This window comes from Paenibacillus sp. J31P190 (genome assembly GCF_059692075.1).
Map to the genome: position 1 here is coordinate 1 of NZ_JCAUAS010000011.1, position 13292 is coordinate 13292.

The following is a 13292-nucleotide window of genomic DNA, read 5'->3' on the forward strand; positions in this document are numbered from 1 at the left end:
AGAATTTCTCGAGAAGTTAAAGAAAAATGAAGTAAAGCCGTTTAAACTCGCAATTTAATAAGTAATCTGTTGCTTTAGTCGACTAGTGTCCAGTATTAGGGGGTTAGACCGTAATGTTGTACAAACTGCAACTTCAAGTTGCAAAATAGACTTTGGGCGTGTGAATTGTTGCATGAAATACAACACTGGTAATCACCTGAAGCCTATCTACCTCACGAAAGCTTAACAGCACCTCCACAGGGTACAGGATCTCGCCAAGCTTAAAGTGACCTTCCGCTCCTCAGCAATCTATCCCTTAATCCCCGTACCCGCGATTCCACCGACAATATAGCGCTGCGCGAAGAAGAACACAGCCAGCGGCGGAATGGAGATCAAGCAAGTAATCGCCATAATCGACTGCATATCGACGCCAAACATCCCTTTGAACTGCGACAATCCAAGCGTCAGTGTGTATTTCGACTGATCATTGAGGAAAATGAGCGGTCCCAGATAATCGTTCCAACAACTCATAATCTGAAACACGCCGACTAAAATGAGCGATGGTCCCATGAGCGGAACAATGATCCGCACAAGAATGGCAAATTTGTTAGCCCCATCGATCGTTGCCGCCTCATCTAGCTCGCGAGGAAGCGTCAGAATGAACTGTCTCAGCAAGAAGATATAATAAGCCGAACCGAACCACGACGGAACAATAAGCGGTTTGAGCGTATTAATCCAGCCGAGGTAGTTAAACTCCATATACTGCGGGATCATGGTGACTTCCCAAGGGATCATCATCGTTGCAAGCACAATCAGAAACAGCAGATCGCGCCCTTTAAATTGGAATCTCGCAAACCCGTAGGCTACAAGCGTACAGGATATCAATTGGCCGAGCGTTGACATCAACGTCACGATGACGGTATTTTTCAGGAATAAGTTAAAAGGCTGAATCGTCCACGCTTCGGCGAAATTACTGAATTTCCAAACCGAAGGAATCCATTTTGGCGGGAAAAGGTACAGCTCCGCTGGCGATTTCACTGCCGTCGTCACCGCCCAGAACAGCGGAGCGACGAACAGCAGTGAGCAGACAATCAGCATCGTATATACGATGATCCGTTTCATGCTGACCGCCTCCTTCCGCCGGATTTCACTTTCTTGTGTGACTTTTGCTTCATTTCGCCTTCATAGAACACCCAAGCCTCTGACGACTTGAATACAAGGAATGTCAGACTGAGCACAATAAGGAACATGAACCATGCGTTTGCTGCGGAATAACCCATTTTAAAAAACTTAAAGGCATTCTCGTACATATACATCGCGTAAAAATACGTTGATTTCATCGGACCGCCTCCTGTGAGCAGGAGCGCAAGGGTTAACTGTTGGAACGCCGCGATAATGGACGTAATCAGATTGAATATAATTGTCGGGCTGAGCATCGGAATCGTAACGCTGAAGAATTGTCTGAGCTTACCCGCACCATCTATGGAAGCAGATTCGTATAGATCCTTTGGTATCCCCTTGAGCCCTGCGAGAAAAACGAGCATCATCGAGCCTTGTCCCCATAAGCTGGCAACGACCATCGCTACAAGAGACCATTGTTTACTATTCAACCAGTCAGGACCCTGCACACCGATAATTGACAGAAAATAATTCAGAATACCGTAATCTCCGCTGTACACCCAGGACCAGATCATAGCTAGCGCCACGCCCGAGATCACAGAGGGTAGGTAAAACGCGGTTCGAAAAATCGCGCTGCCGCGAATTTTCTGATTAAGCAGAATCGCTAGTCCAAGCGCAACCGCTATATTGAGCGGAACAAACAGCGCTGCGAACTTGATTGTCACGCCGAACGACTTCCAGAACAGCGGGTCTTTCGTAAACATATCCACATAATTGTCTAAACCGATAAAGCGTACTTTACCTACAATCGGCCAATCAAAAAATGAAATAATAAGCGAGAATAACAACGGCCCTAAAGTGAACACTAGGAATCCGAAGATCCATGGAAAAATGAAGAGGTAGGGAGTTACCCCACCCCAACTGAGTTTCCTTCTAGACTTGAGACTGGCCATTGGTTTCCCTGCGTTTGCTTGCTGCGGGTAGGTCTGAGCCATCTCCCTAACCTTCTTTCTGTAGAAATCTTATTTCAAATAACGCTCGCTGTCTTTGACGGCTTGATCCAGCGCATCCTGCGCATTACTGCCAAGCACGGTAGCTTCGACGGCCGAAGATAGCTGCCGGTTCACTTCATTCCACTTGGCATTGAGCAGGAATGCCGGCGAATTGTCGGAGCGCTGCAGCATCGTGTAAAACGGCTTGTACAGAGGATCCTGATCCTTCTTAAGCTCGTTGACGACACTTACTCTGACAGGCAAATCCGCTACGCGCATCTTGATCGCTTCGCTCCCAACATAATATTTGATAAACTCCCAAGCCAGATCCTTCTGTTTCGAATCCTTCGCAATAGATAGGGCAGATTCAGCAATCACGCCTTTGACTGGTTTGCCTGGAAACGCAGGCATCTCCACTGTCCCTACATCAATCCCTGCTTCCTTGAACGATTCCAGCGGCCAGATACCGCTTTCCCACATGGCGATTTTGCCGCTTTTGAAGATATCCTCGCCGCTTTGCTGTCCTTTGCCTCCGGCCAGCACGGCCGAACCGTTCTTGACCATATCCCCGAACATTTGAATAGCTCCGGCTGTTGCTTTACTGTTCATGAAGCCATTTATCGTTTTGCCGTCATTAGAGATATAAGAGCCGCCGTTACTCCATACAAATCCTTGCAGATCGTACGTATCGTTATCCGCTCGAACACCGAATCCATACTGTTTCTTAGCTTTATCCGTCAATTTCTTGGAGATTTCCTGGAAATCATCCCATGTCCAACCGTCCTTTGGATAAGGAATCTTCGCATCATCAAACATCTTCTTGTTGTAATACACGACACGAGTCGTGAAACCAGCTGGGATTCCATAGAGCTTGTTCTCGATCGTCGCGTAATTGAACAACCCTTTGTAGAAATCATCCTTTTTCAAATCCTTGTCCCCATCAGCGTAGCTGCCCAGCGGTTCAAGAGATTGATGATACGTTGGGAAATCCCACATGTACATCACATCCGGAGGATTCGTAGCGCCGAAACCCGCAGCTAGCTTCTGGTCGAAACCGTCTGCGTACGCTTCTACCTGAACCTTCGTTCCTGGATGGTTCGCTTCGAACTTCTTCGCGATATCCTGCTCGATCTTCAGCGCATCCCCGGTATCCCATGTAGCGAATCGAAGCGTCTTCTCTTTGGCAGCATTGTTACCGTTCGCCGGTTGTGTCGCCTTGCTAGTCGTACCTTCGTTATTACTGGTGCATGCTGTGAGCGCAGTCATCGCCATTGCACTCGTAAGAACAATGAGTGAAAGTTTCTTGATCATTCTGTCAGCTCCCCTATCCGTGAATGAGTATATAATAATTGAACCGCTTTCATCATAACTAAAATGAAAGCGGTTCAAAACCGATAACTATTCGAATGTTTGTGCGTTTTTGTTCGATTCACCGAGGTGGGTGTCCATATGTTCGGAGGGTGCCGTCTTTATGTTCGGCGCGGTACTGACTTGGCGTTTGGCCAGTGCAGCGCTTGAACCATTTGCTGAAATATTTGCTGTCTCCAAGCCCAGTACGTTCAGCAATATCCTGCATCGTGAGCGGCGTATCCTTTAATAAACAGTAGGCCAGCTTGAGCTTACGCTTGTATTGAAAAGCAACAAAGCTGTCTCCCAGCGTTTTCTTGAATATGATAGAGAAGTGGCTTCGGCTGAGACCAACCTGTCCAGCCACATCGCTGACAGACCATTCCGCCGCCGGATTGTCATGCAGAAGCTTAACCGCTTTCCAGATCGGCTCCGGCCAATCTGCGGCTGTTACGCCATAGGCTTTCTCCAATTCCGCTGCTTTATGCAGGGCTAACAACGCTTCAAGACGTTCCTCTGTGCTTGTTAGCGGCCCTCTCCTCGCCCACTGCAGCTTCGCATTCTCGCTCTTTCTCTCCACAAGCAAGCTCTCCGCAGCATTCAGAAGCGACTCAGGCACAATATAGTAGCAGCGCTCATCCCCATATGGAATGACTGCCCCTTTACACAGCTGACGATCCTCCTCAAGCGCTTCCTTCAACAAATCGAGCCAAGACGCCTCACACCCGGAAGTCTTGATCAAAAAGACATAAACCGGTTCACCATGGAAAGACCACACCTCACGGGTACGTTTCTCCATCTCCCCAACAAGCTTGTCATTATGGCCATTCAGCCAAGCATAAAGCAAGGTGCCCAGCCGCTCATCTTCGTCTTCGCTGCTAACTGTCGTGGCGACATTTGGTGCCGAAGGAGTTATCGCAAGCTCATGTTGAAACTTCGCCAGCATGCCTTCCAGCTCCTCATCCTCAAAGGCGGTTTTGAGCAGATAACCAGCTGCTCCCAGCTTCATACCCTGCTGAGCGTACTCGAAATCCCGGTGGCAGCTGAGCAGAATGATTTTCGTATCGGGAGCCGCTTCCTTGACTCGGCGTGACAATTCAATGCCATCCATTTCAGGCATAACAATGTCGGTAATGACGACTTGAGGCCGATGCTCAAGGAAAGCTTCCCAGGCTTTGCGGCCATTCGGGGCGTCCGCCACCACTTCCATTCCGTATTTATCCCAAGGAACCGTGGAACGAAGTCCTTTACGGACGATACTCTCGTCATCTGCGATAATTACCTTAATGCTCTTGATAGTTTCCATGCGGACTCTCCTCCTTCTTAGGCCATTCTATGATGATCGTTGTCCCTTCACCCTGGATGGATTGCATCGTTAACCCATACTGCAGGCCAAAATGCAATTTGAATTTCTGATCGGCATTTTGCACGCCCAGACCTCCTCTGCCCTTACGATTCGTATCGCTTGGCCGAAGCAGCCGCTTCAGCTTGTCCGCTGGAATACCCGCTCCATTATCGGAAAGTGTGAGCAGCAAATGATTCCCTTCATCCCGAACGGATAAGCGGATTACCCCCTTGCCGTCCTCGAAGCCGTGGAAGAAAATATTCTCGAACAAAGGCTGCAGTGTCATGCGGGGAATCAGATAACGCTTGAGCAGTTCATCGCATGCCAGTTCATACTTGAAAACGGGGCCATATCGGACCTCTTGGATTTTCAGAAAATGCTCAATCATCCGCAGCTCTCGGCCAAGCGGTATCAGCTCCTGCGAGATATCCAGATTACCTTCGAGTACCATCGTGAGGTGGTACAGCATTTGACGAATATCCTCAGCTCCCTGAAGTCTGGCTTTCCATTGAATGGAGTTAAGCGTATTGAAGAGCAGATGCGGGTTGATCTGATAATGAAAGGCCTTCAGCTCCGCTTCCTTCTTGAGCCGCTCGCTCCGTTCAACCTCGCCAATCAAAGTCTGTATGCCGCCCACCATATTGTTAAAGCTTGTATCCAAAATGCCCAGCTCATCCTTGGCTTCGACCTGAGTCCTCGTATGCAGCTTACCGAAGCTGACTTTCTGCATCGCATCCTTAAGACGGCGAATCCGCGCTGTGAATCGGGAGGAGAAGAGATACGCAAGCCCAAAGGCTAGCAGACATGAAGCTACAGCAACCATAATCGTATTCGATCTAATAATGCCGGAGGAGCGATAGAACGATTGGGCAGGCAGCCTCGCCTCGATCGTCCAATGATTAGCCGCAAGTGTTTTGTTCCAAACAATATCACTGGTTTGCGAAGTGAAGACAGTTGCTGTCTCATATATACTTCGTCCCTGCGGATCTGCTATTTTTAGATGAGCCTTCGTATCGTTCTCGAACAGCTTGAACATATGAAGCAGATCTTCCGCATTCTCCTCGATAAGAATCTTGCTGCCCCGCAGCGCGCCGTATGGATTGTTAATCGGGACAGCTAAGCCCAGCACGGGCATCCCGGAATCTTCGGTTTCTTTCATCCCATGATTCTGAGCATAGAAACCCAGCCAGTACTTCCCTTCATTAGCATCAGACATGGATTGCCAAGCCGGAATACGGCTGAGCTTCGACACATCGAGATTATTTTCTCCATAATAGTAACCGGAGCTGGTAATAATGTAGATGCCTGTCGTTCGGTCGGTTTTAAGCGCTTTCAGAAGAACTTCAAAATCATCCTTATCCATAATCTCTTTATAAGTCGTCGGAACCTGGTTCCCTAGATCAACCCTTGCAGGATCAAGTAAATAGGAATAAACCGTCTCAGTCGTCTGATTCATCCGATTCAAATATGAACTCATCTGCTGCTCCAACTGCGCCACAGCGTTCTCGCCGTATTTGCCAAACTGAGAGTTAATGACCTTAGCGGACTGGTAATAAGACAAGGCCCCAAGCGAGAGCAGCGGAATTATCGTCACAATGAGAAAACAGAAGAGCAGCTTCGTGCGAATGCTCCTATAAGAGCCAGACAAAAGGCGGATATTGAGTCGCTTAAGCAAATAATCTTTGATGATCGCACCCTCCCCTTGAGCTTTCTCTATAAAATCATACATTTGAAGTGTAGCATGGAACACTTTCAGCGAACAATGTATCTTCCATCCATGAGAGAGTCCCTGACGGCGTTGGCTTCACCATTCCATTATGAGATCCGATCCCCAAAACGGGAAAAGCACCACCCCTCTGCTAATGTATAGCAGGGAGAAGTGCAGGTTTTATTTAGGTTGTGTACTCATTACCTAGAATCAAGAACACACTCGATGTCCATGTAAAGGCACGATCACGCAAGCCTTGTCCCGTAATCGCGTCAAAATTCTCGGCCATTCCGCTGCGATCCAGCATGGTGCAGAATCGGCGCGCTACCTCTTCTGCCAACTCACGATCACCCGCCGCGGCTGCTCCTTCCACGAGAAGCATGGTCGAAGGAGCCCAAATCGGGCCTCGCCAATAGCCATCCGGATTGTAGAAAGGACTTTTCACGCTCTCTGTCGCCCAACCATTAATGGTTAAGAAACGCTCTTCATCCCTTAGCCCCTTCAGCAAAGCTGTGCGGATAGGCTCTGGCAGACGTTTGCCCAGAAGGATTGGAACGAACAAGAGGAGGCTGTCCCCTTCGGATAACTCATGCGTGCCGGAGCGGCAAGCCGTGAAACGGCCATCCTTCCAGAAATGACTGATCATCTTCTCCAGTGTGCCCTCAGCAAGCCTCCGCCATTCTTTGGCATCTGCCGCATGCCCGAGCAGTCCCGCAATCTCAGCGAGCAGTTCTGCTTGAAGAATGAGAAAGGCCGCTAAATCTGGGCTTTCTACTGGAATGCCATTATTGAAGGCTGTGCTGTTATCCCAGCCAGAGTCATTGCCGTGATTGTATTGGGGAATCCCGTCTCCATCGCCGTCGCGATATCGGAACCACCATTTCGTCCATTTGGAGAGTGGTCCATAGACCTCCCGAAGCTGCGCATCCTTAATATAGTCCGTTCTGGCCATCATCCAAGAAAGCGTCCAACCATGTATCGGCGGCTTGTTGCAGTTCCAGAGCTCATACTTATTATTGATGAAATCAGGAATCAAACCGCTCTCATCCTGGCGGTCAAAGAAAATCATGAATTGATCCCACGCCAGCTTCGGATCATGGCGAACAAGCGCCATCGCATTGAAGCAGTGATCCCAGCTCCAAATATTCGTCATCCAGTTCTTCGACATATACATCGCCGGCCTTGTCAGGCACCCCTCTGCCGGAACGAGACAGGACCACGTGATATAAGCCGCAAGTTCCCGACTTTCCTGCCAACGTTCTGGCAGTGGCAGTGTGCGATCAAGCCATAGGTTAAACTCTTCCTTGACTTGTTTCACAGCATCATCGAAGGATTCCCAAGCAGCGCGCGGCTCCCACACGGTGTGGAATTCCTCTACAGCAAACTCGGATATACCCGATTTGCGGTCAGGTAAGAAATCTGCGATTACATAGGAGCTTTTGATTTTGTCCCATGGCACTTCCATCTTCAAGTCGCCAACCAGCGCGGTCAGCATGAACCTGCATTCATGGGTGAAGCTGTTCACTTCCCAGCTGCTAGAGTCTGCTTGATAAGCGTAATCGTAAGCAGCCGTGCGGAAGGTTAAGCGGATTCCACAGCCTTTCGTGCGAATCCGAAAGGTTCGGCGATCGGAGATACAAATCTCAGCCGTTAAGCCTGCCGTCGATTCAAGCCGGATTAGCTCCGGGCAAGCTATTGCCTGGAATGACACGGATTGACCGTTTTCATCCAACATATCCATATGAAATGCCTCGCCAAATTTATCGTCGCCGCCACGAACGGTACGCAGATACAAGCCTTGTTGTCTATCTTGAGCTTCAGGCAGAATCGAGATCGCTAGGAAGGATTCTCTCCGGCTGAAAGGTACAACGTTCAGGTCAAAGTTCATAATTCATTCTCCTTTACGAAAAAACAGTATGCGCTTTCATTGTACCGAATGGAGTATGGAGGAAGAACCGACAGTTGTTTGTGAAGGGTAGGTAATTTGTTGCGTGTTGAGGATTGCGATGGGGCGAGGGGGAATTTTGTTCGGCGTGATTAGTCATATTGTTCGAAAATAAAAAACCTCCCATCGTGGAAGGTTGATTTTGTGAATATCGCTTTAAGAATATGACCATAATCCAATAGGTATCCTTCTTGTTTGGATGGCTATTACTTCTGTTGAACTTTTACACCTTTAATCAGAAGCCAGAAAGCTAATGACAGCTCTCCAATCACACCAGGTACGGCTACAATCAGCTGGAATATCGTTTTGTAGTCGGCGTAGTTGGGTAGAAGAAAATGTGCAATACTATCTATGACATATCCAGCAGATGCAAGGATCAAGAAGATCCCAATTATTTTTGGTATATAGCCTCCTGACTTGATGATTAAATAACCAACGATTAACAAATGAAATCCAAAGAATACTAATCCAATCAGCCATCCATTTTTAAATGCATCGATCAGCAACATCAGCTGAGCGTATAACTTTAACTGATCTGTTGTGAATACCGTGAAGTAATTAGCACCACTTAGAAGTGGTAAAACATTCAACAAATTAGACAAGGCGACTCCAAAAATGGCGGTATATACCAACCTAAACCAAGCCGCGAACATGGCAAGATTCTTATTAACGGGTTTGAGCAAAACATACAGTGCCCAAGCTACCAGCACATCAAGAATAAGCACGATGACAAAGCTGATAAATCCACTCCGAAATAACATCTCATTGGCTATGATATTATTAGCAGTAGCTGCTGCATCATCCGGTTTAATAAGACCCTCAAGAACAGAAAAATTTGAAAACATAGCAAGTATAGCCATAAGTATAAGCCCGAACCCAGCGACTCTAGCATAAAAAAGCGGTGAAGCTTCGGTGTTACGGTTTATCATTTCTAACCCCTCCTAATTTTCCTCAAAAGAGAACACTTCTTCCAACGTTAAGCCGAAGACGCGAGCAATACGAAAAGCCAATTCTAGGGAAGGGGAGTAATTCCCTTTCTCAATTGCAACAATCGTCTGTCGTGTCACCCCTGCTTTATCCGCTAATTGTTGTTGGGTCATTTCATCATGATTAAAGCGTAAAGTTCGAATCTTGTTGCTAATATGTGCTTTGCCCATCTTAGACTCCTCTCCGATAGAGATACAGCTGTGTGATGATTCCAATCACCTCTGACAATAACCCTGAACTAATCAGTATGATGAACATAAAATAGGGTGGTTGATCCATGACCAGCGGTATCATGGATAGAAGAAAACCAATGATAAATACATAATGAGAATTTCTCGTGGATTTCAATTCAATTAATTTGTCCAGCTCATCTGTAACTCGAGGTTCTTTCTCATTCGTTGCTATGGTATTGATCATACTGAATACGATATGAATGATGATTTTTGCTATAATCGACACCGGGATTAAGATTAAGATGAAGGCTCCCCAGAAGCTAAATGTATTCGAGGTGTGAAAGCTCCCTTCTTGATACTTTTGATACACATACATGCTATAGATAGAAAAAATGAGTAAAGTGGTAAACAAAGATACGATGTTTTTCTTTTCTTGAAAGGACATATTCACCTCTCCTTTTCTGTTAATATTTATAAATAAGTAAAGTATTATTTACATATCATATTATTAACTATACATTATGTCAAGTATTCTTTACATAAATAGGAGAGATCCTGTGCAAAAAATAGTCGAAGATGACTGAGAGATATACTGTGCGACAATTGGGAACAGTCCCTACGCAAAAAGAGCAAAGGCAGTTAGCCCTTGCTCTTTTTGCAATTAATCTACTGTAGAATCCAAATGGCATTCTTCCAGTTTTAACACTTTTGTTTTGTATTTCCACTTGTAGCCCAGCCACAACATCAAGAAAAATGGAATTCCAATATAGGAAGCGAGTAAGAACATCCAGTCCACCTGACCGTCTGAAAACGCGCTAATGCTTTGGCCAATGATGACAATCATACACATTACACCTGCCAAAATCGGCCCGAAAGGGAACCACATGGAGCGGTATGGAAGATCAGCTACTTTGTACCCTTGTGCAACGTAAGCTTTACGGAAACGGTAATGGCTAATTGCAATACCAAGCCATGCGATGAATCCAGACATACCTGATGCGTTTAATAGCCAAATGTACACTTTGCCATCACCAAAGAAAGAGGCCAGGAACGCGAGCATTCCGATTGCAGCTGTCGCGAGCAGGGCGTAAACTGGAATCCCGCTTTTATTTAATTTCGTGAACAATTTAGGCGCTTTTCCTTCTTTCGCCAATACCCACAGCATGCGTGTGGAAGCGTACATCCCTGAATTACCTGCGGATAAAACCGAGCTTAGGATAACGGCATTCATCACAGAAGCTGCTATGCTTAAGCCTGCTTTTTCGAAAATAATCGTAAACGGACTTGCCGCTACGCTGTCGCTAGAGAGTGTATCTGTGGAATACGGAATCAGCATGCCAACAACGAAAATCGCCAAGATGTAAAACAATAGAATTCTCCAGAACACGCTGCGGATCGCGCGAGGTACGCTCTTCCGAGGATTCTCGGACTCCCCTGCTGCAACACCGACGAGTTCTGTTCCTTGGAAGGAGAAGCCAGCAGCCATACAAACCCCAAGTACGGCAAGCAAGCCGCCCGAAATCGGCGCGTCACCTGCTGTAAAATTACTGAATCCAATCACTTCTCCGCCCCAGATGCCGACGATCATTAGCAATCCGATACCGATAAACACAGTAATTGTTACAATTTTTATCATAGCGAACCAATATTCCGACTCGCCATAGCTTTTAACAGACAATAAATTAAGACCAACCATCAAGGCAAGGAATAAAGCACTCCATAAGAACGAGGGGCTGTCAGGCAGCCAGAACTTAATAATTAATGTCGCCGCGGACAACTCTGCCGCGATTGTAATTGCCCAGTTGTACCAATAATTCCACCCTAGCGCGAAGCCAAAGGATGGATCTACGAATTTCGTTGCATAGGTACTGAAGGTTCCAGATACCGGCATATATGTCGCCATTTCTCCCAAGCTTGTTACCAAGAAGTAAACCATTATTCCAATGATGAAGTATGCTAACAGCGCGCCGCCTGGTCCTGCCGTATGAATCGCCCCGCCGCTGGCTAGGAACAATCCTGTTCCAATCGATCCGCCGAGTGAAATCATCGTCATGTGGCGCGACTTTAGACCTCTACGTAACTTGTTCTCTTTCAATTTCTGTACGCTCCCTTTTACATGTATTCCATTAGTTTTCTTTAAATAGAAGACTATCAACGCAAAAAAGCCGCCTCTCTTCATAAATAAAGTTAGGCCGCTTCTACTCCCTCATTTATCCTGTTTCAAGATAGCACAACACACTGTTTTGGATTCAACAGTATGACAGTTCCGCTCCTTTCGGAAACGGCCCCAGCCAAGCGCGGTCAGTATACCGTGCGGCTTCGGCAATGTTGCCTTTTCATCGGAATCAACAGTCTTTACTGGACTTCCTCCGACGTACTCTTCAACATCGCGACCTCTACCTCATCTAGGTTGATGAGGGTTCATATTTAGTTTTCATAACTTTTACTATTTTAATTAGCTTCAGGTTATTAATCAATAGATATTTATTCCAATTTGAATAGGATAGCTCTAGACATTTATATTGTGTTTTACTGTCACGTGATTCATATTTATATGGATAAGCCTTTATTTTCAAATTAAATCGACTGGTTGAGGTGAACTGCTATGAAAGAACAAAAAATACATACGTATGAAGAGGCCGTTCAACTAATTCATGAAGTCGGTATTCTACCTTTAGCTCCCTTAATTCCAGATCACCCTTCACTCTATCAGGTCACTCACGGTGAACCGTGGTTAACTGGCACTGATTTAGATCCTTGGGTGTGGCGAGCACGGTTTCCGAGCGACGGTACGGCTGCCTATGGCAAATTCCTAAAGAAAAAATCAGTTTTCATTTCACGCGAACTGTTTCCATGGATCAAAGCCATATTAGGAAGCCCTCAACCCATTGAAGAACGCTATAAGAACGGCATTGTCTCAAAAACTTCTGTAGAGCTTCTCCAGCAAATCAAAGAAGACGAAGGGATTGAAACAAGGTCGTTAAGATTTAAATCGGGCATGAACGCCAAAGAAATGAAAAAAACCTTTGGACAAGATTTATTGGATTTACAAGGCACGTTGGATATCGTCATTTCCGGTGTCAAAGAAAGCAGAATATCGTTAAATGAGAACAGCGCATGGCAAAGCACTTCATTCGAAACAGCGGATCATTGGATGGAGAGCGTTGGATTACATGAATTCGACATTGACCCTAAGATTGCCAAAGAAAAATTGCACGCTCGATTAAAAAACAGTTGTAGTCCCGATTCAATGAAATTTTTCACTAAACTGTTTCAGTTCGAAGCCTAGTCTTAGGTTAACATTTTAAATTATAAATCAATTAAATAATATCGATGTATCCTCAGACTCATAAATTTGAGCCGCGCAATGATCCAATAAGTTGTTAACCTTCCGATATAACGCACCTCCAATACTTAACCGTTTGACTCCAAGCTCCTTGAGCTTATTGCAATTAGTGAGTCCCGGCAAAGACATAATATTTAGCGGCGCAAAATTCAATCATTTCGCCGTCTGAATATCCTAAGCTTTGTGCTACTCCCCAACTCGTTGTACCGATGGCTTTGAATCCGGCTTTCTCAAGTGACAGAGCGGAGAGTAGGTCCCAGGCGTTCCCCAGCAATAAAACTTCATTGGATTCATGCAGCGCGTTAAACTCCTGAACTAGTCCTGCTCATAATTCGACTCTCTTCTACACCC

At 46.2% G+C, this 13292-nt stretch carries 11 protein-coding genes, 1 pseudogene and 1 riboswitch; of the genes and pseudogenes, 1 reads left to right on the forward strand and 11 read right to left on the reverse strand.

Annotation, left to right across the window (positions count from 1 at the left end; genetic code table 11):
* Window positions 1-288 precede the first annotated feature (288 nt).
* The 10 genes from AC58U0_RS19550 to AC58U0_RS19595 form a co-directional block, all read right to left on the reverse strand.
* Window positions 289-1101: a carbohydrate ABC transporter permease gene (locus AC58U0_RS19550; RefSeq protein ID WP_497380653.1), complete on the reverse strand. Its 813-nt coding sequence runs from the start codon at window positions 1099-1101 to the stop codon at window positions 289-291.
* The gene (locus AC58U0_RS19555; RefSeq protein ID WP_497380860.1) at window positions 1098-2051 is read right to left on the reverse strand and encodes a carbohydrate ABC transporter permease; all 954 of its coding nucleotides are present in this window, start codon (window positions 2049-2051) and stop codon (window positions 1098-1100) included. Before AC58U0_RS19555 ends, AC58U0_RS19550 begins: the two co-directional genes overlap by 4 nt.
* A gap of 69 nt (window positions 2052-2120) precedes the next feature.
* Window positions 2121-3401, reverse strand: coding sequence for an ABC transporter substrate-binding protein (locus tag AC58U0_RS19560; RefSeq protein ID WP_497380655.1), 1281 nt, complete (start codon window positions 3399-3401; stop codon window positions 2121-2123).
* A 118-nt stretch (window positions 3402-3519) separates the two neighbouring features.
* A complete protein-coding gene (locus tag AC58U0_RS19565; RefSeq protein WP_497380656.1) occupies window positions 3520-4743 on the reverse strand; it encodes a response regulator transcription factor in 1224 nt (407 codons plus the stop codon).
* Window positions 4721-6511: a cache domain-containing sensor histidine kinase gene (locus AC58U0_RS19570; RefSeq protein WP_497380657.1), complete on the reverse strand. Its 1791-nt coding sequence runs from the start codon at window positions 6509-6511 to the stop codon at window positions 4721-4723. The genes AC58U0_RS19565 and AC58U0_RS19570 overlap by 23 nt, the downstream gene beginning before the upstream one ends.
* Window positions 6512-6674: 163 nt before the next feature.
* A complete protein-coding gene (locus AC58U0_RS19575; protein ID WP_497380658.1) occupies window positions 6675-8378 on the reverse strand; it encodes an amylo-alpha-1,6-glucosidase in 1704 nt (567 codons plus the stop codon).
* Window positions 8379-8641: 263 nt separating this feature from the next.
* Window positions 8642-9364, reverse strand: a complete 723-nt coding sequence (locus AC58U0_RS19580; RefSeq protein WP_497380659.1) for a DUF4386 domain-containing protein — start codon at window positions 9362-9364, stop codon at window positions 8642-8644.
* A gap of 12 nt (window positions 9365-9376) precedes the next feature.
* On the reverse strand, window positions 9377-9592 hold the full coding sequence (locus AC58U0_RS19585) for a helix-turn-helix transcriptional regulator (protein WP_171641852.1): 216 nt from the start codon (window positions 9590-9592) through the stop codon (window positions 9377-9379).
* A gap of 1 nt (window position 9593) precedes the next feature.
* Window positions 9594-10040, reverse strand: coding sequence for a hypothetical protein (locus AC58U0_RS19590; RefSeq protein WP_497380660.1), 447 nt, complete (start codon window positions 10038-10040; stop codon window positions 9594-9596).
* 216 nt (window positions 10041-10256) lie between these two features.
* Window positions 10257-11648 carry an amino acid permease gene (locus AC58U0_RS19595; protein ID WP_497380862.1) on the reverse strand — a complete coding sequence of 464 codons (1392 nt, stop codon included), beginning with the start codon at window positions 11646-11648 and terminating at the stop codon, window positions 10257-10259.
* Window positions 11649-11813: 165 nt separating this feature from the next.
* Window positions 11814-12002: riboswitch (Lysine riboswitch) on the reverse strand.
* A 198-nt stretch (window positions 12003-12200) separates the two neighbouring features.
* Between AC58U0_RS19595 and AC58U0_RS19600 the strand changes: the two genes are divergently transcribed.
* Window positions 12201-12884: an AlkZ-related protein gene (locus AC58U0_RS19600; RefSeq protein WP_497380662.1), complete on the forward strand. Its 684-nt coding sequence runs from the start codon at window positions 12201-12203 to the stop codon at window positions 12882-12884.
* A gap of 202 nt (window positions 12885-13086) precedes the next feature.
* Here the strand turns inward: AC58U0_RS19600 and AC58U0_RS19605 are convergent.
* A pseudogene (locus AC58U0_RS19605) lies at window positions 13087-13239 on the reverse strand (isocitrate lyase/phosphoenolpyruvate mutase family protein); the annotation flags it as partial.
* Between the last annotated feature and the right edge of the window lie 53 nt (window positions 13240-13292).

What these genes read in the sequence shown, in the direction of transcription:
- AC58U0_RS19585 (WP_171641852.1), bottom strand. Translation starts at nt 9,592, where the DNA reads ATGGGCAAAGCACATATTAGCAACAAGATTCGAACTTTACGCTTTAAT.
- AC58U0_RS19555 (WP_497380860.1), bottom strand. Translation starts at nt 2,051, where the DNA reads ATGGCCAGTCTCAAGTCTAGAAGGAAACTCAGTTGGGGTGGGGTAACT.
- AC58U0_RS19550 (WP_497380653.1), bottom strand. Translation starts at nt 1,101, where the DNA reads ATGAAACGGATCATCGTATATACGATGCTGATTGTCTGCTCACTGCTG.
- AC58U0_RS19570 (WP_497380657.1), bottom strand. Translation starts at nt 6,511, where the DNA reads ATGTATGATTTTATAGAGAAAGCTCAAGGGGAGGGTGCGATCATCAAA.
- AC58U0_RS19590 (WP_497380660.1), bottom strand. Translation starts at nt 10,040, where the DNA reads ATGTCCTTTCAAGAAAAGAAAAACATCGTATCTTTGTTTACCACTTTA.
- AC58U0_RS19580 (WP_497380659.1), bottom strand. Translation starts at nt 9,364, where the DNA reads ATGATAAACCGTAACACCGAAGCTTCACCGCTTTTTTATGCTAGAGTC.
- AC58U0_RS19560 (WP_497380655.1), bottom strand. Translation starts at nt 3,401, where the DNA reads ATGATCAAGAAACTTTCACTCATTGTTCTTACGAGTGCAATGGCGATG.
- AC58U0_RS19575 (WP_497380658.1), bottom strand. Translation starts at nt 8,378, where the DNA reads ATGAACTTTGACCTGAACGTTGTACCTTTCAGCCGGAGAGAATCCTTC.
- AC58U0_RS19600 (WP_497380662.1), top strand. Translation starts at nt 12,201, where the DNA reads ATGAAAGAACAAAAAATACATACGTATGAAGAGGCCGTTCAACTAATT.
- AC58U0_RS19595 (WP_497380862.1), bottom strand. Translation starts at nt 11,648, where the DNA reads ATGACGATGATTTCACTCGGCGGATCGATTGGAACAGGATTGTTCCTA.
- AC58U0_RS19565 (WP_497380656.1), bottom strand. Translation starts at nt 4,743, where the DNA reads ATGGAAACTATCAAGAGCATTAAGGTAATTATCGCAGATGACGAGAGT.